The organism is Yinghuangia sp. YIM S10712 (genome assembly GCF_051388935.1).
Lineage (GTDB): Bacteria > Actinomycetota > Actinomycetes > Streptomycetales > Streptomycetaceae > Yinghuangia.
Window position 1 is genome coordinate 582,347 of the sequence record NZ_JBPKBI010000002.1, and the last position, 23,283, is coordinate 605,629.

The following is a 23,283-nucleotide window of genomic DNA, read 5'->3' on the forward strand; positions in this document are numbered from 1 at the left end:
CGCGTTCGAGGCCGGACATCCCCCGAAAGGGCGTATCGCCCGGCCGGATACCGGCAATTCGGGTGAGACTGGGGCAAGTGCTGCCGTCCGACGCAGGACCCGAAGCAGGAGGTGCCAGGTGCACGGCATGACGCACACCCTCGGCCGCCGACGGACACGGTGCTCCATAGCCCTGACCGCGGCGGCGACGCTGGCCCTCGGCGGCTGCTCCCTGGGCGGGAGCGACAGCGGACCGCCGCCCGACAAGCCCACCGTCAGCACCGCGAGGTTCACACTCACCCCGCAGGACGGCAGCGAGGGCGTCGCACCCGAGACGGTCGTCAGCGTCGGCGCCGGCGGCGGTCATCTCACCGAGGTGGTGCTCACGGCGGCGGACGGCTCGGTCGTCCCCGGGGCGATGAGCGCCGGAGGCGCCTCGTGGCACAGTACGCGGCCTCTCGGGTACGGCGCCGCGTACACGGTTCGCGCCACCGCGGTCGACGAGCACGGCCTGACCGGCACCCGGACGTCGACCTTCACCACCTCCACTCCGAAATCGCTGATCGGGGTGAAGAGCATCACCCCGGAGACAGGCGCGACCGTCGGCGTCGGCATGCCGATCAGCATCGAATTCGACCACGAGATCAAGGATCCGAAGATCCGCGCCGCCGTCGAGGAGCGCCTGGTCGTCGCGACGTCGATCCCGGTCGAGGGCGCCTGGGGCTGGATCGACGACACGACCGTCCGTTTCCGTCCCAAGGAGTACTGGCCCGCGGGCACCAAGGTCTCCGTCTCCGGCGACCTTCAGGGGCTGCCCATGGGCGACGACGGCGTCTACGGCGCGGACGGCCAGGGCGCCGACTTCGCGATCGGCCCCGCGGTCATCACGACCGTCGACGCCGCCGCCCACCAGATGATGGTCACGCGTGACGGCGAGGTGTTGCGCACGGTTCCGGTGACCACCGGCAAGCCCGGTTTCACCACCCGCTCCGGTACGAAGGTGATCCTCGGCAAGGAGCAGCACGTCGTCATGGACGGCACCACGGTCGGGATCGCGGAGGGCAGTTCGGAGGCGTACCGCCTCGACGTCTACTGGGCCGCACGGGTGACGTGGAGCGGTGAGTACCTGCACGCGGCCCCGTGGTCGGTGGCGTCCCAGGGCGTCGCGAACGTCAGCCACGGCTGCGTCGGCATGAGCACCGAGGACGCCCGCTGGTACTTCGGCGTCGTCAACATCGGCGACGTCGTCAACGTCGTCAACACCGGCAGCGACAAGGTGATGGAGACGACCGGCAACGGCTACGGCGAATGGAACCTGCCGTTCGAACGCTGGCTGGAGAGCAGCGCGGCCGGCGCGACGGTCACAGGCGCTCCCACGACCGTCTGAGGCTCCGGAAGGCCGACGGGGGCAGCCGGAAGCCTCCTAAGCCGGCGACGCGGCCCTCCAAGAGGGCTCCGCCGGCCCTCCCGGCCCCCTCCCGGCCTCCCGGTCCGTCGGGGTCTGCTGCTGTCCTCACCGGGCACGGCGGTGCACCCGTCTTGGTCCCTGTGCCCGTCGGGGTCTGCGACTGCCCTCACCGGGCGCGGCGTTGCCCCTGGCTCGGTTCCCAGCGCCGCCGGGGCACGACCAAGTGATCCGCGGATCCGCAGGAACACCGCCCTGGGGAACGCCGAGGCCCCACCGGAATGCCGGTGGGGCCTCGGTCCGCTGATGTGGCGTCAGCAGTCGTTCGTGAATCGGTGCAGGGGATCAGTGGTGGCCGTGGCCGCTGGTGATCTCCTTGTACTCCTCCGCGGTGGGCTTCTCGATCTTCTCGTCGAAGTACCAGCGCGACAGCCGCACCCGCAGCTTCTCGCCGGCTCCCACCTTGCGCGCGACACCGTTCTCGTCGACCGCGGGCGGCAGTTCGGCCGGCTGCGGCTGCTCGTGCTGCGTCAGGAAGTGCAGGCGCTCGGCGTCGAGGGGCTCGTGCACCTCGATGAACTCGCCGTGCGGCAGCTTCTTGATGATGCCCGTCTCGCGGCCGTGCAGGACCTTGTCGCGGTCCCGGCGCTGGAGCGCCATCGCGATCCGGCGGGCCACCACGAAGGCGATCACCGGGGCCACGAAGAACAGGATCCGGAACGTCCACGTGATCGCGTTGATCGACAGGTGGAAGTGGGTCGCGATGACGTCGTTGCCGCCACCGAGCCACAGCACCAGGTACATCGCGATCCACGCCGCGCCCAGGCCGGTGCGGACCGGGACGTTGCGCGGGCGGTCGAGCAGGTGGTGCTCGCGCTTGTCACCGGTGACCCACGCCTCCAGCCACGGGTAGGCGGCGATGAACGTGAACATCACGCCCGGGACCACCAGTGACGGGATCAGGACGTTCCAACTGACGGTGTGGCCCCACAGGTTGGTCTCCCAGTTCGGCATGAGCCGCAGGGAGCCCTCCAGGAAGCCGATATACCAGTCGGGTTGCGAACCGGCCGTGATCTGCCCCGGGTTGTAGGGGCCGTACGACCAGATCGGGTTGATCTGGACCAGGCCGCCCAGCAGCGCGGTGATGCCGAAGACGATGAAGAAGAAGCCGCCCGCCTTGGCGGTGTAGACCGGCAGCAGCGGCAGGCCCACGACGTTCTTCTCGGTCTTCCCGGCGCCCGGGAACTGCGTGTGCTTGTGGTAGAAGACCAGGATCAGGTGGACGGTCAGGAGGCCGACCATGATCGCCGGGACCAGCAGCACGTGGATGGTGAACAGCCGCGGCACGATGTCGTGGCCGGGGAACTCACCGCCGAACAGGAAGAACTGCAGGTACGTGCCGACCAGCGGGATCGCCAGGACCACGCCTTCCGCGATGCGCAGACCCGTACCGGACAGCAGGTCGTCCGGCAGCGAGTAGCCGGTGAAGCCGTTCACCATCGCGAGCACCAGCAGGAGGAACCCGAACAGCCAGTTCATCTCGCGGGGCTTGCGGAACGCACCGGTGAAGAAGATGCGGAACATGTGGACGAACAGCGACGCCACGAAGATCAGCGCGGCCCAGTGGTGGATCTGACGGATCGCCAGGCCACCGCGGATGTCGAAGCTGATGTCCAGGGTCGACGCGTACGCCTCGGACATGTGGATGCCCTGCAGCGGCACGTACGAGCCGTCGTAGACGACCTCGGTCATGCTCGGCTTGAAGAACAGCGTCAGCCAGACGCCGGTCAGCAGGATGATGATGAAGCTGTAGAGCGCGACTTCGCCGAGCATGAACGACCAGTGGTCCGGAAAGACCTTGCGGAGGTTCTTCTTGGCCGCGCCGTAGAAGCCCAGCCGCTCGTCGAAGTAGTCCGCCGTCTTGGTCGCGGCGTTGTCGGGAACCGGACCCGTCGGCGCGTTCGCGCCGTGCGTCGTAGCCATCAGCCACGCTCCCAGAAGCTCGGGCCGACGGGTTCCGCGAAGTCGCCGACGGCTTCGAGGTAGCCCTCGTTGTTGACGGCGATCCTCAACTGCGGCAGCGAGCGCGCGGCCGGTCCGAAGACCACGGCGCCGTCGTCGGCCAGGTCGAACGTCGACTGGTGGCACGGGCACAGCAGGTGGTGCGTCTGCTGTTCGTACAGACCGATCGGGCAGCCGACGTGGGTGCAGATCTTCGAGTACGCGACGATGCCTTCGTACGACCAGTCCAACTGCTTGGCGGACTTGATCTCGTCCGGCTCCAGGCGGATCAGGAGGATGGCGGCCTTGCCCATCTCCGCGAGGTAGTCGTGGTTCTCGACGTCGAGACCCTCCGGCTTCGCCATGGTCAGCGAGCCCTTGGTGATGTCCGCGGGACGCAGCGGCTTGCCGGTGTTCTCGTTGATGATCAGCGTGTTGCCGTTGTTGATGCCGTTCCGCGCGTTCTCACCCCAGAAGGTGTGGCGCAGCTTGGTGCCCGGCAGCGGACCGAGGTCGCGCAGCAGCACGACACCGGAGAGCGGCACGAGCGCCATCGCGCCGATCATCGTGCGGCGGATCAGCGGACGACGGCCGATGCCCGAGTCCGAGGCGCCCTGCTGGAACTCGCGGATGGCGGCCTCGCGGTCCGCCGGGTCCGACTTGAGTTCGTGGCGCTCCTGGACGATCTCCTCGTCCGTCATCAGCGTGCGCGCCCAGTGGATCGCGCCGGCGCCGATGCAGAAGAGGGCGACACCGAGGGTGAGGCCCAGCGCCATGTTCAGGGCGCCGATCTTCCCGAAGAAGAAGATGTCGACCGTGTCGTACTTGTCGATGCCGACGTACGACGCGATGAACGCGACCGTGGCCAGCATCGAGATCACGAACAGCAGCGACACCTGGCGTTCGGCACGCTTCGCGGCCTTCTCGTCGATGTCGGTTCGACGCGGTTCGTGCTCCGGCAGACCCGGGTCGGCGAACGGGTCGAGCGCCCCGGCCGGGCCGTGTGGCTCCGGCAGCTTCTCTTCTGACATTTCGTCGTGGCTACTCACTTGGTCCTGGCCTTGGGGGTACGGGCGGCGATCCAGATGGCGGCGGCGATCAGGAAGCCGAGCCCGAAGATCCACACGAACAGACCCTCGGACACCGGGCCGAGGCGTCCCAGACCGAGACCACCCGGGTTCGGCTCGTCTTGCGTGGTGTTCTCGATGAAAGTGACGATGTTCTTCTTCTGCTCCGGCGGGATGACCGTGTCCGGGAAGGACGGCATGTTCTGCGGGCCGGTCAGCATCGCCTCGTAGATGTGCTTCGGGTCGACGTCGGTCAGCGCCGGGGCGTACCGGCCGTCGGGAAGCGCACCGCCTTCACCCGCGAAGTTGTGGCACTGCGAGCAGTTGGTGCGGAAGAGCTCGCCGCCTTCCTGAAGGTCGCCGTCGAGGCGGTACTCCTCCTCGCGCGGCACGGCCGGCCCCGGGCCCAGCGACGCGATGAACGCGCCGAGCTGGTCCGACTGCGCCTGCGTGTAGACGGGCGGCTTGGCCGGTGCCTGCGGGCCCTGCTGCTGCATCGGCATACGGCCGGTCATGACCTGGAAGTCGACCGCGGCGGCGCCCACGCCCACGAGGGACGGGCCGTCGCTGGTGCCTTGGCCGTTGAGGCCATGGCAGCTCGAACAGCCGCTCAGGAACAGCTTCTTGCCCTCTTCAACAGCAGAAAGGGAGGACGGCGCGTTCTCGGCCTGCGCCGACTTGGCGGGCGCGAACGCGGCGTACAGCCCCCCGGTCGCCGCGAGCGCGAAGAGTAGGACGACAAACGCCGCCAGGGGGTGGCGTCGTCGTGCGGAGAGCTTCTTCACCAAAAACCTCGGTTGGTTTCGTCGGTTTGTCGAGTGGGACCAGAGGCCGCGTCTACTTGATGAGGTAGATCGTGGCGAACAGCCCGATCCACACCACGTCGACGAAGTGCCAGTAGTACGAGACGACGATCGCGCTGGTGGCCTGCTCATGCGTGAACCGCTTGGCCGCGTACGTCCGTCCGAGGACGAACAGGAAGGCGATGAGGCCGCCCGTGACGTGCAGGCCGTGGAAGCCGGTGGTCAGGTAGAAGACCGAGCCGTAGGCCGACGACGAAAGCGTCAGGTTCTCCTTGACCAGTTCGGTGTACTCCATCACCTGCCCGCCGATGAAGATCGCGCCCATCACGAACGTCACGATGAACCACATGCGCAGCTTCTTGACGTCGCCGCGTTCCGCCGCGAAGACGCCGAGCTGGCAGGTCAGCGAGGAGAGCACCAGGATGGTGGTGTTCACCGAGGAGAACGGGATGTTGAGCATCTCCGTCCCCAGTTCCCACACCTCGGGGCCCTGGACCGACCGGATCGTGAAGTACATCGCGAAGAGCGCCGCGAAGAACATCAGCTCCGACGCCAACCAGACGATCGTGCCGATGCTGACCAGGTTGGGGGGGTCGATCGCCCCGTGGGGCGCATGCCCGGCTTCTACTGCAGTTGCTGTCGCCACGGCGGCCATTATTGCGGTCGCCGGATGAGCCCGCGCTTCGGGGGGCGTCCTTCCGAGAACGTGTCTGAGGCTCGGACGTGTTCCCCCGGCTTCCGGAATCGGCGGAAGATCAACGGAACACGCCTAGTCAGTGCTTGTTCGGGGCTTGTTCGTTGCTTGTTCCCCGGTTGTCCCGCGCAGAGCCCGCATTCCTTTTGCCGCGGGGATTCGATTCCGACAACGGTTCTCGAACGAGTGATTCCGGAACTCGTTCGCGCGCCCGGCGGCTCGTACGACGAGCCCCCGCGCGCGCCAGGCCCCGGCGGACCGTCCCCGGCCGATGCGGGGGTACGGTCGCCGCATGGCCGAGGGACGCAGGAAGCGGTGGTTCCGGCGCGGGCGCGGCGAGCCCGAGCCGCCGCTCGTCGACGACGGGACGCTCGTGGTGGTCGGCGAGAGCTTCGACCCCGCGCGCGCCGACTCCGCGGTGCTCGCCGACCTCGCCGGCGCCGGGGTGGTCGTGGAAGGGCGGCAGTTGATGCTGCGTCACGTTCTGCGCTTGCCCGACGACGCCGCGGTCGCCGAGGCCGCGCGGCTGCTCGCACCGGACGGATGGGTCCTCTCGCCCGGTCCGGGCGGGGTGACGCACGCGGACCGCGCGCAGCGGGTGGACGCCCTCGAACTCGCCCGTGAACGCACCCGCATGGCCGGTCTCGCCCAGCGCCTGGGCGGGGACGCCGAGGGCTGGCGGCTGCTCGGGCGCCCGTGACGGGACGTCCCGCCGGAGAAGGCGGAGCCCGTTCTCGGTGCGCGTCCGCGCGGTCACAAGCCGATCAAGAGCTTGGAGCGGGTGAATCAAGAGGAGTAGCATCCGGCGTGTTGTAACGCGGATCACATCCGGCTTGACGACCAGGGCAGGTGGCAATGGCGCACAGCGGCGACACCATGACCGTCCTCGTGTACAGCGATGACCGCAACACCCGTCAGAAGGTCATGCTCGCGCTCGGACGGCGGCCCGCAGCGGACGCGCCGCGCGTCGACTACTTCGAGTGCGCCACCCCGGCGGCCGTCATCGCGAAGATGGACAAGGGCGGCGTCGACCTGGTGATCCTCGACGGCGAGGCGGTGCCCGCCGGCGGAATGGGGATCTGCCGCCAACTCAAGGACGAGATCTACCGCTGCCCTCCCGTGCTCGTGCTGGTCGGCCGTCCGCAGGATGCGTGGCTCGCGACCTGGTGTCGGGCCGACGCGGTGGTCTCGCACCCGCTCGACCCCGTCACGCTCGCGGCCTCGGCGGCGGATCTGCTGCGGCAGCGGGCGGCTGCGCGCACGCCTGTCTCCTGAGGCTTCCACCGTCTCCCGTCCGGGCGGATGCGGGGGCGCCCATACCGCGGACGGGCGACGGGCCCCGGCCCCGGCGCGACTACGCTTGGCCCCCGATCGATCGGACACGTCAGCGGGAGCGGACCATGGGCGCCTCGGCCTCGGCAACGGTGAGCGGCACCAACCCCGGGCAGGCCCGTTCCTGGCCGGACGTCCTGACCGCGCTCATGCGCGGCGACGACCTCGACGCGGCGGCCACCGCGTGGGCGATGGACCGGATCATGGACGGCGAGGCCACCCCGGTGCAGATCGCGGCGTTCGTCGTCGCGCTGCGGGCCAAGGGCGAGACCGTCGACGAGATCACCGGCCTGGTCGAGGCGATGTACCGGCACGCGGTGACCATCGAGGTGCCGGGCCCGATCGTCGACATCGTCGGAACCGGGGGGGACCGCGCGCGCACCGTCAACATCTCCACGATGTCGGCGATCGTCGTCGCGGGCACCGGGGCGACCGTGGTCAAGCACGGCAACCGCGCCGCGTCGTCGGCGAGCGGTGCGGCGGATGTGCTCGAAGCGCTCGGCGTGTCGCTGGACCTGACGCCGGAGCAGGTGGTGCGTACGGCGGTCGAGGCGGGTGTGACGCTGTGCTTCGCCACGCGCTTCCACCCCGCGCTGCGGCATGCCGCGCAGGCCCGGGGCGAGTTGGGGGTGCAGACGACCTTCAACATCCTGGGCCCGCTGACGAACCCGGCACGTGCGCCGTACTCCGCGATCGGTGTCGCGGACGCCCGCATGGCGCCGCTGATGGCCGGGGTGTTGGCGCGTCGCGGTGTGTCGGCGCTGGTGTTCCGCGGTGACGACGGGCTCGACGAGCTGACCATCACCACGACGTCCAAGGTGTGGGTCGTGCGCGACGGCGATGTCCGCGAAGACCGCGTCGATCCCCGGGACTTCGGGGTCGAGCTGGTTCCGATCGAGGCCCTGCGCGGGGGCGACGCGGCGTTCAACGCGGATGTCGCGCGGCGGCTGCTCGCCGGCGAGCGCGGGCCGGTACGGGACGCCGTGCTGCTCAACTCGGCTGCGGCCCTCGTCGCGCTGGGACCGGGCGAGGGGCCGTTGGCCGGGCAACTCGCGGCGGGGATCGAGCGGGCGGCCGACGCGATCGACTCCGGCAAGGCGCAGGCGGTGCTGGAGCGGTGGGTCGAGACGACGCGGTCTTTCGGCTGAGTCGCGTCCGTCGGGACGACTGAGACTGCCGCCCGAGGCCGGGCAACCGGCTTGCGGCCGACCGGAGTTGCGAGGTCTGGGCGGTTCGGGGGCCGCTTGGCGATACCGGCTTGGCCGTCGGCCGATGATGCGGTAATAATTCCCTCCAGGTCACGAGTGACAGCGATGCGGCCCCGGCCTGCTGTCCGGCAACCCTCCTCCGCGGTGGGGTGCCCCGGGTGATGACCAGGCCGGACACAACAGTGCTCCGGCAAGCGCGGACCTCTGCGACGCCACGGCACCGGGGTCCCCGGCCCTGGAGAGTCGCCATGACGGCTACCGCTTTTGTTGTCAATTCGTCTGTTTCATCCGACTTTTCCGGCGGGAATTGGGACCTCGTACCGCCGCTTGCCGTCGTCGGCCGTGACGTGCGCGTTCCCCTGGTCACCGGCGGCGACATCGAGTACGCCGCACTCGACTACGCGGCCAGTGCCCCGTGCCTCCAGCGGGTTTGGGACGACGTCGCGGCGTACCTGCCCTACTACGGCAGCGTCCACCGCGGGGCGGGGTACCTGTCGCAACTGTCCACCGATCTATACGAATCCAGCCGCGCGACGGTCGCCGCGCATGTCGGGGCCCGCCCCGACGACCTGGTGGTGTTCACACGCGGCACCACGGATTCACTCAACCTGCTGGCCTCCGCACTTCCGCACGGGACACGGGTGTTCGTCTTCGAGACCGAGCACCACGCGGCACTGCTGCCGTGGCGGCGCCGCAGCGGTGTCACCCATCTGCCGGCTCCGGCGAGCCCCGCCGAAGCCGTCTCGGTTCTCGATGCCGCCTTGGCCGCGGACGGTGGCGACGGACCGCGCCTGGTGTGTGTGACCGGCGCGTCCAACGTCACGGGCGAACTGTTCCCGGTCGCCGAACTCGCCGCCGTCGCACACCGGTACGGCGCGCGCATCGTGCTCGACGCGGCGCAACTCGCCCCGCATCAGCCGGTGTCGATCACCGAACTCGACGTGGACTGGGTGGTGTTCTCCGGGCACAAGCTCTACGCGCCTTTCGGCGCGGGGGTGTTGGCGGGGCGCTCCGACTGGCTCGCGCAGGCCGAGCCGTATCTCGCAGGCGGGGGCGCGAGCAAGGCGGTCACCGCGGACTCGGTGGAGTGGAACGACGGTTCGGCGCGCCACGAGGCCGGGTCACCGAACGTGATCGGGGCGTACGCCATCGCATCGGCGTTCCGGGCGCTCGCGGAGGTGGGCTTCGAAGCTCTGGCGGCGCGGGAGGAGGCGTTGTCGGCTCGCCTGCGTGCCGGGCTGGCCGGGATTCCCCAGGTGCGCACGCTGGAGTTGTTCGGCCCGGAATCGGCGCGGGTTTCCGTCGTGTCGTTCGTCGTCGACGGCTGGAACAGCTCGCGGTTCGCGGCCGCGTTGTCGGCGGAGTACGGGATCGGGGTGCGCGACGGTCTCTTCTGCGCGCACCCGCTGGTCCGCCGGCTGCTCGGCGCGCGTACCGACGCCCCCGCCGAGTGCGGCGCCCCCGACGCACCGACGGGGGAGCAGAACCTCAACGCGATCCGGGTGAGTTTCGGGGCGGGGACTCCCGAGGAGCACATCGACCGCTTCCTCGGCGCGGTGCGCGAGCTCGTGCGGGGTGGTGCCCGGTGGACCTACCGCACCGACGGCGGGCGCTGCGTGCCCGATGCGGACCCGCGCGGTCCGGTGGCGGCGGCGGGTGTGCGATGAGCCGGGTGACCGCGCGAAACCTCTTGCCGCACGGGCGCGTTCGTACCGTCGGCCGAGCGTGCGCGGATCAGAAGGCGTCGTCGAGGCCGATCGCGAACGCGGCTTCGAGATCGTGCCGGGAGTAGGTGCGGAACGCGATGTGCGTCTCGGTGTGGAGTACCCCGGGCACCTTGTTGAGGCGTCCGGGGATGACTTCCGCGAGTTCGTCGTGCTCGCGGACCCGGACCATCGCGACCAGGTCGAATTCGCCGGTCACGGAGTACACCTCGCTCACGGCGTCGATCGCGGTGATCGCCTCGGCGATCTCCGGAATACGGTCGACGGCGGCCTTTACGTGCACGATCGCGGTGATCACAGCGGCTGTCTCTCCTCGGGCCGGGCGGGGCTTACGAGACTATCGGGCCGACCGAGTCGATCAGCCGTTCGGCCCGGGGGATGTTCCTGTGGCCGTGCCCACGGGGCCGGGATCGCTCGGGTGTGCGGTGCAGCGGAGCAACCCGGACAGGTCGTGCACACCGGCACGGCGCAGGCGCGCGATGAGCGCGCGCAGGATATGAGCCGTGGCACGGGCGTCGGCGGTGGCCCGGTGCGCGGACGGCGCGGGGGAGTCGAACAACTGCGCGAGGGTGGGGAGTTTGTAGTTGGCCACCTCACCGCGCGACACCAGGGTGCGGGCGAGCTCCAGTGTGTCGACGACGACCAGGTGCGGCCAGGGTTCACCGCAGGATGCGCAGGCCGCGCGCAGGAAGCCGATGTCGAACGGCGCGTTGTGGGCGACCAGTACGGCGTCCCGCGCGAACTCGTGGAAGGCGGGCAGCACATCGCGAAGCGGTGGTGCGTGCATCACCATCGCGTCCGATATGCCGGTGAGCGTCGTGATGAAGGCCGGCACCGGCACGCCGGGTGTGACCAGCGTCGCGAACTCGCCCAGTACGTCGCCGCCGCGCAGCCGCACGGCGGCAATCTCGGTGATCCGGTCGCGCTCCGCGTCGAGGCCGGTCGTCTCCAAGTCGACGACCACGAATATCTGGTGGTCCAACGGTATGCCGCGGTTCCGCCCGGCGGACGCGTTTCGCACCGCGTGCGTCGGTTCGGTACTGTCCGGCGCGGGGCCGTCCGACCATGGCGGAGCCACGTCGTACGAACCTGGTCGCGGCACGGGCACGGGCGCTGGTGGTCCGGACGCGTGGCTGCTCATGCCGCGAACGGTACGGATCCGCCCTGACACGGACGCGGACGCCCTCCCGGCAGGTCGCCCGGCGGCGGCGCGGGATGATGGTGGGCGGTCCGCCACAGACCCCGGGGAAGCCCCCGGACACTCCAGGGCGCAATTGGCCCCGTAACGACCGAAAGAGGAACGTCCATGTCGGTCCCAGCCCCCACCGGTGCGACGCGGTGGCGCTGCTCGCTGTGCGGCAACCTGACGCGGTTCGACGTGACCCGGACCACCCGGGCGGTGGAGTTCGTCCACCTCGACCTCGCGGGTGAGCCCCGGGTCGACGAGCGCGAGGTGCTGGAGGACACGATCGAGTCGGTGCGCTGCCGCTGGTGCAACGCCACCGACTCGGTGCAGTTGGTTCCGCGCCCCGGCGCGGAGAACGACGGGCCGATCGCGGACTGACGCCGACGGGGCGGCCCGTCGGTACCGCCGAGACGGCGTCTTCCCCGGTCAGCGGGCCGATCCCGGCGGCGTTGGCCGGACAGAGCACGCGATGACACACAGACTCGCCGGACCCGCGCCGCACACCCGAGCGGCGCGGGTCGGGTGTTTCGGCTGTCCGGCGGCGGGTCCGCCGACGATCCGGGCCGCGCCGCTTCGGACGGCCGTACGACGCCGGGCCGCCGCGTTCGAACAACCCGTCGAACAGGCGGTGTTTCGGCGTGGTGTGGCACTTTGGGGTGGCGGGAGCCGTACCCGACACGGCACTCTTGCGGGCCGGACCCCCTTCCGGGGCGTGACCGTTGCGCCGTTTGTGCATCGGTTCCGCATCGGCTCGGGGAGGCGTGTCCACCCATTCGGGCGGGCAGGCCATGATCAGGAGCAACCGAACCGGCCCGGCGAGGGGAGACCGGGCGCAGACCAACCGGAGGACCAGTGGGAGAGTCGGACACACGAGCGGAGACAGGGCACCGCGCCCACGACTCCGTCACGTCCGCCCCCGGGTCCGGAATCGCCTGGACGCCCGCGCCCGGCAGGCACGAGGCCGTGTGGCGTTCCCCCGGTGAGTCCGCCGATGCCGCTGCGGGCGCTTCGGGCACACGGTCGGGCGATGCGGGAGTGGCGCGCGACGGTGAGTCCTTGGGCCGCACCGCGGAACAGCGCACATCGGGGCCGTCGCACGCCGCCGAAGTATCCGATGGTGCCGAGGCGTCGGGCGGCGACGTGTCCGGTGCCGAGCGGAACGGTGCCGGGGCCGGGTCCGCCGGCGACGCCTCGACCGACGACGCCCCGGACCCCGGTGGCAACGAGTCGTCCGGCGAGCGGTCGGATGACACCGAAGCCTCCGCTCCCTCAGGCAACGACCACGACGAGCCGGAAGCGCCGCGCGGTCCCTTGCCGGACGGTGTGCGCCAGCGCGTCATCGCGCTGGCGGCCGACGGCCTCGGGGCCATGACGCCCGATGAGATCCCGGTCCCGTTGCGGCAGTTCGCACGGTTCACACCGTCACGCCGGGCCAAGCTCGCGGCGACACCGCTGGCCGGCGCACTGGAGAACGATCCGGTGTTCCGGCAGCGCATAGCGGAGCGGTTGCGCCGCGGGCTGCCTGATCTGGCCGCCGCGTTGGAGGCCGGGCGCCCGCCCGCCGCCGCGGATCCGCTGGATGTGGCCGCCGCGGCCTATCTGCTGCGGCCGCGCGGTTGGACGGAACTGCTGGACATCGCGGGACAGGCCGCCGAGAAGGCGGCCCAGGACCGGGCGGGGGCGGAGGCCGCCGCGGTGGTCGACCGCCTGGAGGCCGAATTGGGCGCGTTGCGCGCCTCGGCTCGGGCGGAGCAGGAGAGGCTGCGCGCCGACCTCGACCAGGCGCGCAAGGAGGCCGAGCAGTTGCGGCGCCAGGTGCGCGGCCTCCAGGGCGGCGCGAAGCACGCCGAGAAGGAGGCCAAGCGCGCGCAAGCGGAGTTGGCGGCCGTGCGGTCCGAGGCCCAGGCGGCGATCGCGGCGGCGGACAAGGAGGCACGGCGGTTGCGCAGTCGCGTCTCGGAGGCCGAGTCGGCGTTGGAGGCGAGCCGCCGGGCCGCGCGTGAGGGCCGCAGCATGGAGGACACCCGCGTACGCCTGCTGCTCGACACCGTGTTGGAGGCCGCACAGGGCCTGCGCAGGGAACTCGCGCTGCCGCCGGTCGGCATGCGGCCCGCCGACACCGTCGACGCGGTGGCGCCCGAGGGGGCGAGCCCGAAGGACATCGCCAAACGCGCGCTTGAGGGCGACGACCCCGCGGTGCTCGACCAGTTGCTGAGTCTGCCGCAGGCGCACCTGGTCATCGACGGCTACAACGTCACCAAGACGGGTTATCCGTCACTCGCGCTCTCGGAGCAACGTGTGCGGTTGCTCGGCGGGCTCGCGGTGATCGCGGCGCAGACCGGGTGTGAGATCACGTGCGTTTTCGACGGCGCGCAATTGGACGCACCGGTGTTGCTTGCCCCGCCGCGCGGGGTGCGGGTCCGTTTCAGCAAGGCGGGGGAGACCGCGGACGAGTTGATCCGCCGCCTGGTGCGCGCGGAGCCTCTGGGGCGCCCGGTCATCGTCGTCTCCTCCGACCGCGAGGTGGCGGACGGCGTGCGCCGAGCGGGCGCGCGTCCGGTGCCGTCGACCATGTTGCTGCGGCGGCTCGCCCGAGGGTGACCGCGCGTCGGGTGTGCACGGGCGACCGTGTGTCGGCACGTCCCCATCTGGTCGTGAGTGGCCCACATGTGACGTTGTGTCAGTGCCCGTACCTACCGTGTTTTCCGTTGGCGGTGCCCCACCGGAACGCAACGGAAGGGATGGGCGACCATGCGGGTCTGCTGCCGTACGTGCCGTGCCCTGGGTCCGGCGTGTGCTGAATGTGTCGTTCCATCGATTCTCGATGGAAAATCGGACTTTTCATCTCAATCAAGTGAACGGGGTGAAATCGCTCGGGCCTGTCGGCACGCGCCGGTCGAAGTGGGGTATCCCACAAGTCGCCGATCCGTCACCGATAAGGGTGATTTGCCCGGAGCGCGCAAAATGGGAGCCGGCGGATGCTTCGAGCTTGCGCCCGCGACGGTCGAGCGCATCACGATGCTTGCTGAAGTTGATCTTTGCGCGCCTTTGCGCTATGACCCTGACCTGCGCGAAGGCCCTCCCGAACCGCCTGCGGTCGATCCACCGGCCGACAATGCCGGCCCGGGGGAACCGCGTAGGAAACCGCCGAGAAAGTATGAACAAATGGCTGCACTGTGAAGTGAAGCCCTTCATCTCGATCGGCGATTTTTGTGTTTCCCTCGTAAAACTTTTCGGATTGATTTGAACGGATCAAGGCCGGGTCACTAATGTCTCCGGCTGGGTGCCTGCGAAGTCGACCGTCCATCCGGGACGGTGGCGGGCCCCACCGCCGAGTCCGGGGAAGTCGACGTGAGGACCGATCCGGAACCGGGGAACCAACTCCCCCCGGGGTGAATCGGCACGGGTTTCCCGTGCCGTAGGGCATCTTCCGGCCCGAACCCGTCAGCTCACCCGGTAGGCGGCCGTGAGGGAAGAAGGAGTTCGCCTTCGTGGCGTCCCACCGACGGCCCAAGAAGCCGAGCAAGGCACGCGTCGGCGTGCTCACCGCCGCCGCGGCCACCGCAGTCGCCCTGTCCTCGGGCACGAGCCAGGCCGACCCCGCCCAGACCAAAGACCAGGTCAAGGCGCAGATCAAGACGCTGAACCACGAGGCGGAGATCGCCACCGAGGAGTTCAACGGCTTCCAGGAGAAGACCGAGAAGCTCCAGGCCCAGGTGGAGCAGGTCCAAGAGCGGATCGTCAAGGAGCAGTCGGACCTCATCGCTCTCCAGAGCACCATGGGCCAGTTCGTCAGCGCGCAGTACCGCAGCGCGGGCCTCGCCCCGTCCCTTCAGCTCATGCTGTCCGAGGAGCCGGACGACTACCTGGCCAAGGTGTCGGCCCTCGACCAGATGAACGCTCAGCAGGCCGAGGCGCTCAAGCAGCTCCAGACCAAGAAGCGGATCCTCGACCAGGAGCGCGCCGAGGCATCGCAGACGCTCGGCGATCTGGAGGAGACCCGAAAGAACCTCACCGCCAAGAAGGCGGAGATCGAGGCGAAGCTCCAGAAGGCGCAAGCCCTTCTGAACACCCTCACGGCGGCCGAGCGCGAAGCGCTGCTGGCGGAGGAAGGCCACGGCGAGGAGGAAGAGAAGGCGTCGCGCGACGAAGAGCGCACCACGCCGTCGCCCACCGCGTCCCCCTCCTCGTCGCCGACGAAGACTCCGACGAGCAAGCCGACGACTGCGACCTCCACGACCACGACGCCGTCGACCACGGTCCCGGTCAGCGGGCGTGCGGGAGCCGCCGTGGCCGCCGCCGCCGCTCAGCTCGGCAAGCCCTACGTCTACGGCGCGACCGGGCCCAGCTCGTTCGACTGCTCGGGGCTCACCGGCTACGCGTGGAAGCAGGCCGGCGTCGCGCTGCCGCGTACCTCGCAGGGCCAGGCCGGTGCGGGGCGCAGCGTCCCGGTCAGCCAGATCCAGCCCGGCGACCTGGTCATCTACTACAGCGGCATGTCGCACGTGGGGATCTACGCCGGCAACGGCCAGATCATCCACGCACCGCGCACCGGCAGCACCGTGCGGTACGCGCCGCTCAACTCGATGCCCGTCGTCAAGGTCGTGCGCGTCTCCTGACGTCCCGCGCCGCAGCCCGGGGCTTCCCCCGGGCGGCACGCTCGGCAGGTGCCCTGACGTGCTGTCTCGTACGATCGCTGGGTGGACGACCGGAGCCTGAGCGAGCGACGGATCCCGCGGTGGCTCGTGGTTCTCGTGGTCTTCACCGCCACGGTGGCACTCGGGCTCACCCTGGGAGTCCTCGGCCTGGGCTCGTCCGACCAGCGCCGCGCCGGACCGTCCGTGCCGACCGCGCCGCCGACTGCCGACCCGCGCGCGGGAACGGACGGCCGACCCGCGGACGCGGCACAGCAGACGAAGGACCAGGCGGAGATCACCAGCCTGCTCGACCGGCGGGCCGCCGCCTTCCGGGACCGCGACCGGGCGGCTTTCCTCGCGACGATCGACCCGCGCGCGCCTGCGTTCCGCGATGCGCAGGGGGCGGCGTTCGACAACGCCGCCCACGTGCCGTTCGCCTCGTGGGAGTACGACATCGTCGAGGCCGGCGCGTTCGCGCTCACCGATGCCCGCCGCACGGAGCTGGGCGGCACCGCGACGGCCACCGCACACGTGGATCTGGTCTACCGCATCGCCGATTTCGACGCCGCGCCGGTCCGCAGCGCGCAGTACTTGACCTTCGTGGCCCGCGACGGCGCGTGGTATCTCGCGGCCGACGGCGACGGCGCCCCAGGCGGCCTGCACGGCAGTGTCCAGGCCTGGGACCTCGGCCCCGTCCACGTGCTCCGCACCGATATCGGCATCGTCCTGGGCATCGGCGGCCAGGCGGCGGAACTGCCCTCGTACCAAAAGGACATCGAGACCGCCGTCGTCGACGTCGGGGAGGTCTGGGGCGGCGAGTGGCCGGGCAAGACGGTCGTCGTGGTCCCGGCCGACCAGGCGCAGATGGCCCGGCTGCTGGGCGCGGAGCCGCAGCAGTACGCGCGGATCGCCGCCGTCACCACCGGCGAACGCGGCGCGTCCGCCGAGGGCGCCGCCGCCGACCGGGTGATCGTCAACCCCGACGCCTTCCGCGAACTCGGTGCCGTGGAAAGGCGGGTTGTGATGACCCACGAGATCACCCACGTCGCAAGCCGCGCGTTCACCCGCAACTGGACGCCCACATGGCTGTCCGAGGGCTTCGCGGACTACGTCGGGTATCTCGACTCGGGGCAGAGCGTCCGCAGCGCGGCCCCGGAACTGCGCCGCGACATCCTCGACGGCAAAGTGCCGCAATCGCTGCCCGCCGACGAGCAGTTCACCACGACGCACGAGGCCCTGCCGCAGGCGTACGAGATGGGCTGGCTCGCGTGCCGGCTCATCGCCGAGCGCTGGGGTGAGGCCAAGCTCGTGGAGTTCTACCGGGCGGTGGGGGGCCCGCCCGCGAACGGCAGCGGTCCGCCGGACCAACAGGCCCGCCTCGCCGAGGCGTTCAACGGTGTCCTGGGCACCACGCCGGACGACTTCACGCGCGCGTGGGTCGCGTACATCACCGCGCAGGTCCAATAGGCCGGGGGCGCGGCATACGCTGTATCCCGGGGAGGGGAAACCGACCGATGGCCGGTCAGAAAGTGCTCGTCATATGCCTCGGCGTCACCGCGGCCGTGCTGCTGGTGGCGCTCGTGGTCACCACCCCGTGGCGGCCGCTGCCCGACATCCCGGGTGGTTCGGTCGCACCCGACGCGGCACGCGACTTCAGCACCGCCGAGATCGCGCGCGGACGTGCGCTCGCCGAGCAGTCCCGACCGCCGGTCTACCTGTCGATGGCGCTGTCGCTCGCCGTGTCGCTCCTGCTCGGCCTCACTCCGGTGGGCGCGCGTCTGGTCACCGCCGTCGCGCGGCCGCTCGGCGGCGGCTGGGTCTGGCAGGTCCTGCTCGGCGGCCTGGTCCTCCTGCTGATCGGCCGGGCGGTCGCCCTGCCGTTCGACGCGCGCCTTGAGGTCGTCCGCCGCCGGCACGGGCTGTCGGTGCAGACGTGGGGCGGCTGGTGGCTCGACGCCGCCAAGGGCTTCGCGATGTCGTCCGGGCTGGTACTCGCCGTGCTGGTCGCCCTGTTCGCGCTGGTACGCCACTGGCCGCGCGCCGGCTGGCCCATCGCGGCGGGCATCGGCGCGCTGCTCGTCGTCGTGCTGTCGTTCCTCTACCCGCTCGTGGTGGAACCCGCGTTCAACAAGTTCCACTCGATGCCGGAAGGGCCGCTGCGCACATCCCTGCTCGAACTCGCCGAGAAGGACGGCGTCCCCGTCGACGACGTGCTCGTCGCGGACGCCTCCCGGCGCACCACCGCCCTCAACGCGTACGTCTCAGGGTTCGGCTCGACCCGCCGTATCGTCGTCTATGACACGACGGTGAAATCGGCGTCACAGCGCGAGATCGAGCTGATCACCGCGCACGAGCTCGGCCACGCCAAGCGCAACGACGTGCTGCACGGCACCCTCATCGGCGCCGCCGGCATGGCCACGGGCATCTGCGTGGTCGGGCTGCTGATGTCCTGGCGGCCCCTGCTGCGCCGCGCCTCGGCCGATGGTGCCGGCGACCCCCGCGCCCTCGCGCTGCTGCTCGCCGTGGCCGCGGTGGTGACGACCGTCTCGGGCCCGGCGCAGATGCTGGTCAGCCGTCGGCTGGAGGCGAGGGCCGACGTCCACGCCCTCGACCTCACCCGCGACCCCGAGGGCTTCGCCGCGATGCAGCGCCGCCTCGCGCTCACCAACCGTGCGAACCTCACCCCGAACCCTGTGCTTCACGCGCTGTTCGCGTCGCATCCGGCAGCGGCCCAGCGGATCGCGCTGGCACGGGACTGGGCGAAACTGAACGGGGTGCCGGAGCCCGCTGATCTGCGGCCTTGACCGGCTCCTGCCGGGTCGCCTGCCACAGGCGCGCCGCCGACCAGAAGGCGGCTGCCACCAGGAGCGCGTTGCGCAGCAACAGCACCATGATCGCGTCCGGATCGCCGGCCATCAGCGGGCCGAACCAGATCGGGAACTCCCACGTGGTGAGCGGTGTCGCGAGCAGGATCAGCACCGCGATCGGGCGCTGCGTGGTGTCGCGGCGGGTCAGGCACACCGCGGCGAGGCCGATCAGCCACACCATGTACTGCGGGCTGAGCACCCGACTGGTCACGACGAACAACAGCACGGCGGTCAGCGCGGCGTCGTACGGCGTCGACTCCGTCCAGTGCCGTGCCTTGACCCGCCAGAGCAACAGCCACGCCATGCTCAGCGCGCTCGCGGTGAGGCTGAGGCGAGAGACGATCGAGACGTGCGGGCCGAGGAACTCGATCGAACCGTAGTTGAACCGCGCCTCACCCGACCACCCGTGGTGGCGGGCGATGTGGAAGGGCATGGCGAACACCGATTCGATTTCGATGCCGCGGCTGCCCTGTGCGTCCAGGAAGTCGAACGCGTGCGGCATCACGGCGGCGAAGCCCAGCACGACCGTGCCGGCGCCCAGCACCGCGTACAGCACCGGTTCGGCCGTTCGACGCCGTGGCATGCCGATGAGCAGGAGGAGCGGCCACACCTTGACCGCCGTGGCGATGCCGGCAACGAAGCCGCCGGTCCGCGGGCGCGACGCGAGCAGCATCAGTGCCGCGACCGCCAGCGCGGTGACGAACATGTCGTACCGCGACAGGATCATCGGGCCCAGCAGCGGCACCGCGAGCACCCACAGCCCCGCGCCGAGCGGTGATCGGCCGCGCAGCAGGAACACGAGCGCGACCGCGTCCGCGACCAGCATCAACACGAAGAAGGCGTGGGTGTACGACAGCGGCGTGATCAGCCCCGGCAGCAGCAGCACACCCGCCGCACCCGGCGGGTACTGCCACATGGTGCTGTCGGCGGGGAAGGTGCCCGAGCGCAACACCTCGTACCACGGCTGGTAGATGCCCGGGACGTCGCTCGTCACTATCGGATACGGGTTGTACAGGACTCCGAGAGTCGTCAACAGCAGCCAGGTGCGCGACGCCACCCAAGCGGCGGCGATGATCCAGCGTGTCTCGCGGCTCATGGTCTCCTCGTCGCGGGCGGGCGGGCGTCGTGCGCGTCACCGTACCGTCTGGGATCATCGGGAGCCGATGAACGACCCCAGGCACACTCTCTCGAACACTCCGCCGAACGCCGAGGAGCACGACGCCGCGACGCGCGCTGCCGAGGATCGCGCGCCGACCGTGCGAACCCTCATCGTCACCAACGACTTTCCGCCGCGCCCGGGCGGCATCCAGTCGTTCGTGCACGCGATGGCGTCGCGGCTGCCGCAGGACAGCGTGGTCGTCTACACATCGTCGTGGAAGGACAACCGCGAAGTCCGCGCGTTCGACCGCGCGCAACCGTTCCCGGTGATCCGCGACGCGACCAAGATGATGGTTCCGTACCCGTGGATCACCCGCCGCGCGCGGGACATCGCCCGAGGCGAGGGCTGCGACGCCGTCTGGTTCGGCGCCGCGGCGCCACTGGGCCTGATGGGCGATCAGCTCCGCGAAGCGGGCGTCTCGCGCCTGGTCGCGACCACACACGGACACGAGGCCGGGTGGGCGCAACTGCCCGTCTCCCGGAGGCTGTTGCGTCGGATCGGTGACAGCGTCGACACGGTCACCTACCTGGGCGAGTACACGCGGTCCCGCATCGCGCCGGTGCTGCGGCCTGACGCGGCCGCGCGCATGGTGCAGTTGCCGCCCGGCGTCGACGAGAAGGTGTTCCGGCCGGGCGTCGGCGGAGCCGAGGTACGCGAGCGACTCGGCCTCACCGGTCGCCCGGTCATGGTGTGCGTTTCCCGCCTGGTCCCGCGCAAGGGACAGGACACCCTGGTCAGGGCACTGCCGCTCATCCTGCGCGAACAGCCGGACGCGGTTTTGCTCATCGTCGGCGGCGGCCCCTATCGGGCCGACCTGGAGAAGCTGGTCGACGAGGTCGGCGTACGGCGCTCGGTCGTGTTCACCGGCCCGGTGCCGTGGGCCGAACTCCCCGCCCACCACGAGGCCGGCGACGTGTTCGCGATGCCGTGCCGTACGCGGCGCGGCGGGCTCGACGTGGAAGGACTCGGCATCGTCTACCTGGAGGCGTCGGCCGTCGGCCGTCCGGTCGTCGCGGGCGACTCGGGCGGCGCCCCGGACGCCGTCATCGACGGCGAGACCGGGTACGTCGTCGACGGCACCGCCCCCGCCCAAGTCGCCGCGCGGGTCGGCGAACTGCTGGGCGATCCGGCCAAGGCCGCGGCGATGGGCGAGCGGGGTCGCCGCTGGGTCGCCGAGGCCTGGCGCTGGGACCTGCTCGCCGACCGCCTGCGGGCGCTGCTCGGCTACCGGTAGGGCGCCGGAGCGGTCTGGCGACGAGCACACGCAACCGGCGTTTCGCCGCCTGCGGCAACGCCGGCTTGTCACGTCGTCGGACGCTTTCGCCGCCACAGGCAGGCCGCGCACGCCGGAGCCGGGAGCATGCGCCCGACCGTACGCGGCCTTGCCCCTCCCCGAAGGGCTCACGCCGCGTAGATGTTCTCCACGTCCGCCGCGAAGTCCTTCATGACCAGGTTGCGCTTGAGCTTCATCGACGGCGTCAGGTGGCCGCTTTCCTCGGTGAAGTTGATCGCCAGGATGCGGAACTTCTTGACGCCTTCCGCGCGCGAGACCGCCTTGTTGCCCTCGTCGACCGCCTCCTGCACGGCGGCGATCAGGTCGGGGTCGTCCACGAGGTCCGCGACGGTGGCATCTGCCGGTTTGCCGTGCGTCTCCTTCCAGTGCGGGAAGGTCTCCGGGTCGATCGTCACCAGCGCCGCCACGAACGGCCGCGCGTCGCCCACCACCATGCACTCGCTGATCAGCGAGTGCGCGCGGATGCGGTCCTCGATCACCGCCGGGGCGACGTTCTTGCCGCCGGCGGTCACCAGGATCTCCTTCTTGCGCCCGGTCACCGTGAGGTATCCGGCGTCGTCGAGCTTGCCGAGGTCCCCGGTGCGGAACCAACCGTCCTCGAACGCCTCTTCGGTCGCGGCGTCGTTGTGCCAGTAGCCGGGGAAGATGTTGATGCCCTTGAGCAGGATCTCGCCGTCGTCGGCGATTCGTACCGCGGAGTCGGGGATCGGGCGGCCCACCGTGCCGATGCGTACCGCGCTCGGCGGGTTGAGCGTGGTCGCCGCGGTGGACTCCGTCAGGCCGTAGCCCTCCAGGACGGTCAGGCCGACGCCGCGGTAGAAGTGCCCCAGCCGGGTCCCCAGCGGCGCGCCGCCGGACACCGAGAACCTGCACTGGCCGCCGAGCGCGGCACGGAGCTTGCCGTACACGAGCTTGTCGAACAACGCGTGCTTGAGGCGGAGTCCGAGGCCGGGGCCGCCCTTGTCCAGGGCCTCGCTGTAGGAGATCGCGGTGGCCGCCGCCGCGTGGAAGATCTTGCCCTTGCCCTCGGCCTCCGCCTTCGCGGTCGCGGTGTTGTAGACCTTCTCGAAAACGCGCGGCACGGCCAGCACGAAGGTCGGCTTGAACTCCGCGAGCTCGCCGGAAAGCTCCTTGATGTCCGGGCAGTGCCCGGTGCGTACGCGGGCCGCCATGCAGATCACGTGCAGTTCGCGCCCGAGCACATGGGCCAGGGGCAGGAACAACAGGCACGAGGGGTTCGGGACGCTGAACAGCTCGTCCAACTGTTCGATCAGGTTGGTCGCGGCACCGTGGAAGTTGCGGTGCGTCAGCACGCAGCCCTTGGGCTGGCCGGTCGTGCCCGACGTGTAGATCAGCGTCGCCGTGCTGTCCCCGGTCAGGCCCGCGCAGCGCTTGTCGACCTCCGCGTCCTCGACGTCGGCGCCGGCCTCGGCGAGCGCGGCCTCGACCGTCGGCCCGTCGCCCTCGTCCATGCGCCACACGTGGGCCAGCTCGGGCACGTTGCCGCGCAGCCCCGCCACCATCGCCTCGTGTTCGGCCGACTCGACAACGCACGCCTTGGCGCCCGAGTCGGTGAGGATCCACTCCACCTGCTCGGCGGACGACGTCTCATAGATCGGCACGCCCACGGCACCGGCGTGCCAGATGGCGAAGTCGAGCAGGCACCACTCGTACCGCGTGCGCGCCATCAGGGCGACCCGGTCGCCGGGGCCGATGCCCGAGGCGATCAGGCCCTTGGCGGCGGTGTAGACCTGCTCCTTGAACAGGGCCGATGTGACGTCGGTCCACCGGTCGCCGACCTTGCGGGACAGGACGGGAGTGTCCGGGAAGTCGACCGCGTTCCTCCTGATGATGTCGGTCAGGTTGCCTTCGGCGGGAACCTCGGCCACGGCCGGGACGCTGAACTCGCGCACGGTCTGCTCCTTGT

18 protein-coding genes, 1 pseudogene and 2 riboswitches are annotated in these 23,283 nt (G+C 70.5%); of the genes and pseudogenes, 11 read left to right on the forward strand and 8 right to left on the reverse strand.

Features of this window, described 5'->3' with window-relative positions; translation table 11 throughout:
- Positions 1-127 precede the first annotated feature (127 nt).
- A complete protein-coding gene (locus ACRX5W_RS07940; protein ID WP_436787232.1) occupies positions 128-1,366 on the forward strand; it encodes an Ig-like domain-containing protein in 1,239 nt (412 codons plus the stop codon).
- Positions 1,367-1,729: 363 nt separating this feature from the next.
- Here the strand turns inward: ACRX5W_RS07940 and qcrB are convergent, their stop codons facing one another.
- From qcrB to ctaE, 4 genes are read right to left on the reverse strand one after another with little or no spacing between them, the layout of a single operon-like run.
- Entirely contained in the window at positions 1,730-3,370 is a 1,641-nt protein-coding gene (gene qcrB / locus ACRX5W_RS07945; protein WP_436787517.1) for a cytochrome bc1 complex cytochrome b subunit, read from the reverse strand.
- The gene (gene qcrA / locus ACRX5W_RS07950) at positions 3,367-4,416 is read right to left on the reverse strand and encodes a cytochrome bc1 complex Rieske iron-sulfur subunit (protein ID WP_436787233.1); all 1,050 of its coding nucleotides are present in this window, start codon (positions 4,414-4,416) and stop codon (positions 3,367-3,369) included. The genes qcrB and qcrA overlap by 4 nt, the downstream gene beginning before the upstream one ends.
- 14 nt (positions 4,417-4,430) lie before the next feature.
- Complete coding sequence (gene qcrC / locus ACRX5W_RS07955; protein WP_436787234.1) at positions 4,431-5,237, reverse strand: cytochrome bc1 complex diheme cytochrome c subunit; 807 nt, start codon at positions 5,235-5,237, stop codon at positions 4,431-4,433.
- A 52-nt stretch (positions 5,238-5,289) separates the two neighbouring features.
- Complete coding sequence (gene ctaE / locus ACRX5W_RS07960) at positions 5,290-5,910, reverse strand: aa3-type cytochrome oxidase subunit III (RefSeq protein WP_436787235.1); 621 nt, start codon at positions 5,908-5,910, stop codon at positions 5,290-5,292.
- 331 nt (positions 5,911-6,241) lie between these two features.
- Between ctaE and ACRX5W_RS07965 the strand changes: the two genes are divergently transcribed.
- The 4 genes from ACRX5W_RS07965 (at position 6,242) to ACRX5W_RS07980 (ending at position 10,156) form a co-directional block, all read left to right on the forward strand.
- Entirely contained in the window at positions 6,242-6,649 is a 408-nt protein-coding gene (locus tag ACRX5W_RS07965) for a hypothetical protein (protein WP_436787236.1), read from the forward strand.
- Between the two features lie 155 nt (positions 6,650-6,804).
- Positions 6,805-7,224 carry a hypothetical protein gene (locus ACRX5W_RS07970; protein ID WP_436787237.1) on the forward strand — a complete coding sequence of 140 codons (420 nt, stop codon included), beginning with the start codon at positions 6,805-6,807 and terminating at the stop codon, positions 7,222-7,224.
- Between the two features lie 125 nt (positions 7,225-7,349).
- Positions 7,350-8,429 (forward strand): anthranilate phosphoribosyltransferase, encoded by a 1,080-nt coding sequence (gene trpD, locus ACRX5W_RS07975; protein WP_436787238.1) that lies wholly within the window; start codon positions 7,350-7,352, stop codon positions 8,427-8,429.
- 148 nt (positions 8,430-8,577) lie between these two features.
- Positions 8,578-8,692, forward strand: a riboswitch (SAM riboswitch).
- A gap of 45 nt (positions 8,693-8,737) precedes the next feature.
- Positions 8,738-10,156 (forward strand): aminotransferase class V-fold PLP-dependent enzyme, encoded by a 1,419-nt coding sequence (locus ACRX5W_RS07980; protein WP_436787239.1) that lies wholly within the window; start codon positions 8,738-8,740, stop codon positions 10,154-10,156.
- Between the two features lie 67 nt (positions 10,157-10,223).
- Here the strand turns inward: ACRX5W_RS07980 and ACRX5W_RS07985 are convergent, their stop codons facing one another.
- Complete coding sequence (locus ACRX5W_RS07985; RefSeq protein ID WP_436787240.1) at positions 10,224-10,511, reverse strand: Lrp/AsnC family transcriptional regulator; 288 nt, start codon at positions 10,509-10,511, stop codon at positions 10,224-10,226.
- Positions 10,512-10,571: 60 nt separating this feature from the next.
- Positions 10,572-11,354, reverse strand: a complete 783-nt coding sequence (locus ACRX5W_RS07990; protein ID WP_436787241.1) for an exonuclease domain-containing protein — start codon at positions 11,352-11,354, stop codon at positions 10,572-10,574.
- A gap of 165 nt (positions 11,355-11,519) precedes the next feature.
- Between ACRX5W_RS07990 and ACRX5W_RS07995 the strand changes: the two genes are divergently transcribed.
- The 5 genes and pseudogenes from ACRX5W_RS07995 to ACRX5W_RS08015 form a co-directional block, all read left to right on the forward strand.
- The gene (locus ACRX5W_RS07995; RefSeq protein ID WP_436787242.1) at positions 11,520-11,777 is read left to right on the forward strand and encodes a hypothetical protein; all 258 of its coding nucleotides are present in this window, start codon (positions 11,520-11,522) and stop codon (positions 11,775-11,777) included.
- Positions 11,778-12,710: 933 nt separating this feature from the next.
- Positions 12,711-14,000: an NYN domain-containing protein gene (locus ACRX5W_RS08000; RefSeq protein WP_436787518.1), complete on the forward strand. Its 1,290-nt coding sequence runs from the start codon at positions 12,711-12,713 to the stop codon at positions 13,998-14,000.
- Positions 14,001-14,718: 718 nt separating this feature from the next.
- Positions 14,719-14,877, forward strand: a riboswitch (cyclic di-AMP (ydaO/yuaA leader).
- Between the two features lie 13 nt (positions 14,878-14,890).
- A complete protein-coding gene (locus ACRX5W_RS08005; RefSeq protein ID WP_436787243.1) occupies positions 14,891-16,018 on the forward strand; it encodes an NlpC/P60 family protein in 1,128 nt (375 codons plus the stop codon).
- A gap of 81 nt (positions 16,019-16,099) precedes the next feature.
- Positions 16,100-17,503, forward strand: coding sequence for a hypothetical protein (locus ACRX5W_RS08010; protein WP_436787244.1), 1,404 nt, complete (start codon positions 16,100-16,102; stop codon positions 17,501-17,503).
- 254 nt (positions 17,504-17,757) lie between these two features.
- Positions 17,758-18,735, forward strand: a pseudogene (locus ACRX5W_RS08015) (M48 family metallopeptidase); the annotation flags it as partial.
- On the opposite strand, the gene ACRX5W_RS08020 reads toward ACRX5W_RS08015, so the two are convergent.
- Entirely contained in the window at positions 18,716-19,999 is a 1,284-nt protein-coding gene (locus tag ACRX5W_RS08020; RefSeq protein WP_436787245.1) for a glycosyltransferase 87 family protein, read from the reverse strand. The pseudogene ACRX5W_RS08015 and the gene ACRX5W_RS08020 sit on opposite strands and share 20 nt — an antisense overlap.
- 67 nt (positions 20,000-20,066) lie before the next feature.
- Between ACRX5W_RS08020 and ACRX5W_RS08025 the strand changes: the two genes are divergently transcribed.
- Positions 20,067-21,296: a glycosyltransferase family 4 protein gene (locus ACRX5W_RS08025; RefSeq protein WP_436787246.1), complete on the forward strand. Its 1,230-nt coding sequence runs from the start codon at positions 20,067-20,069 to the stop codon at positions 21,294-21,296.
- Between the two features lie 167 nt (positions 21,297-21,463).
- On the opposite strand, the gene ACRX5W_RS08030 is transcribed toward ACRX5W_RS08025, so the two are convergent.
- On the reverse strand, positions 21,464-23,269 hold the full coding sequence (locus ACRX5W_RS08030; protein WP_436787247.1) for an AMP-dependent synthetase/ligase: 1,806 nt from the start codon (positions 23,267-23,269) through the stop codon (positions 21,464-21,466).
- Positions 23,270-23,283 lie beyond the last annotated feature (14 nt).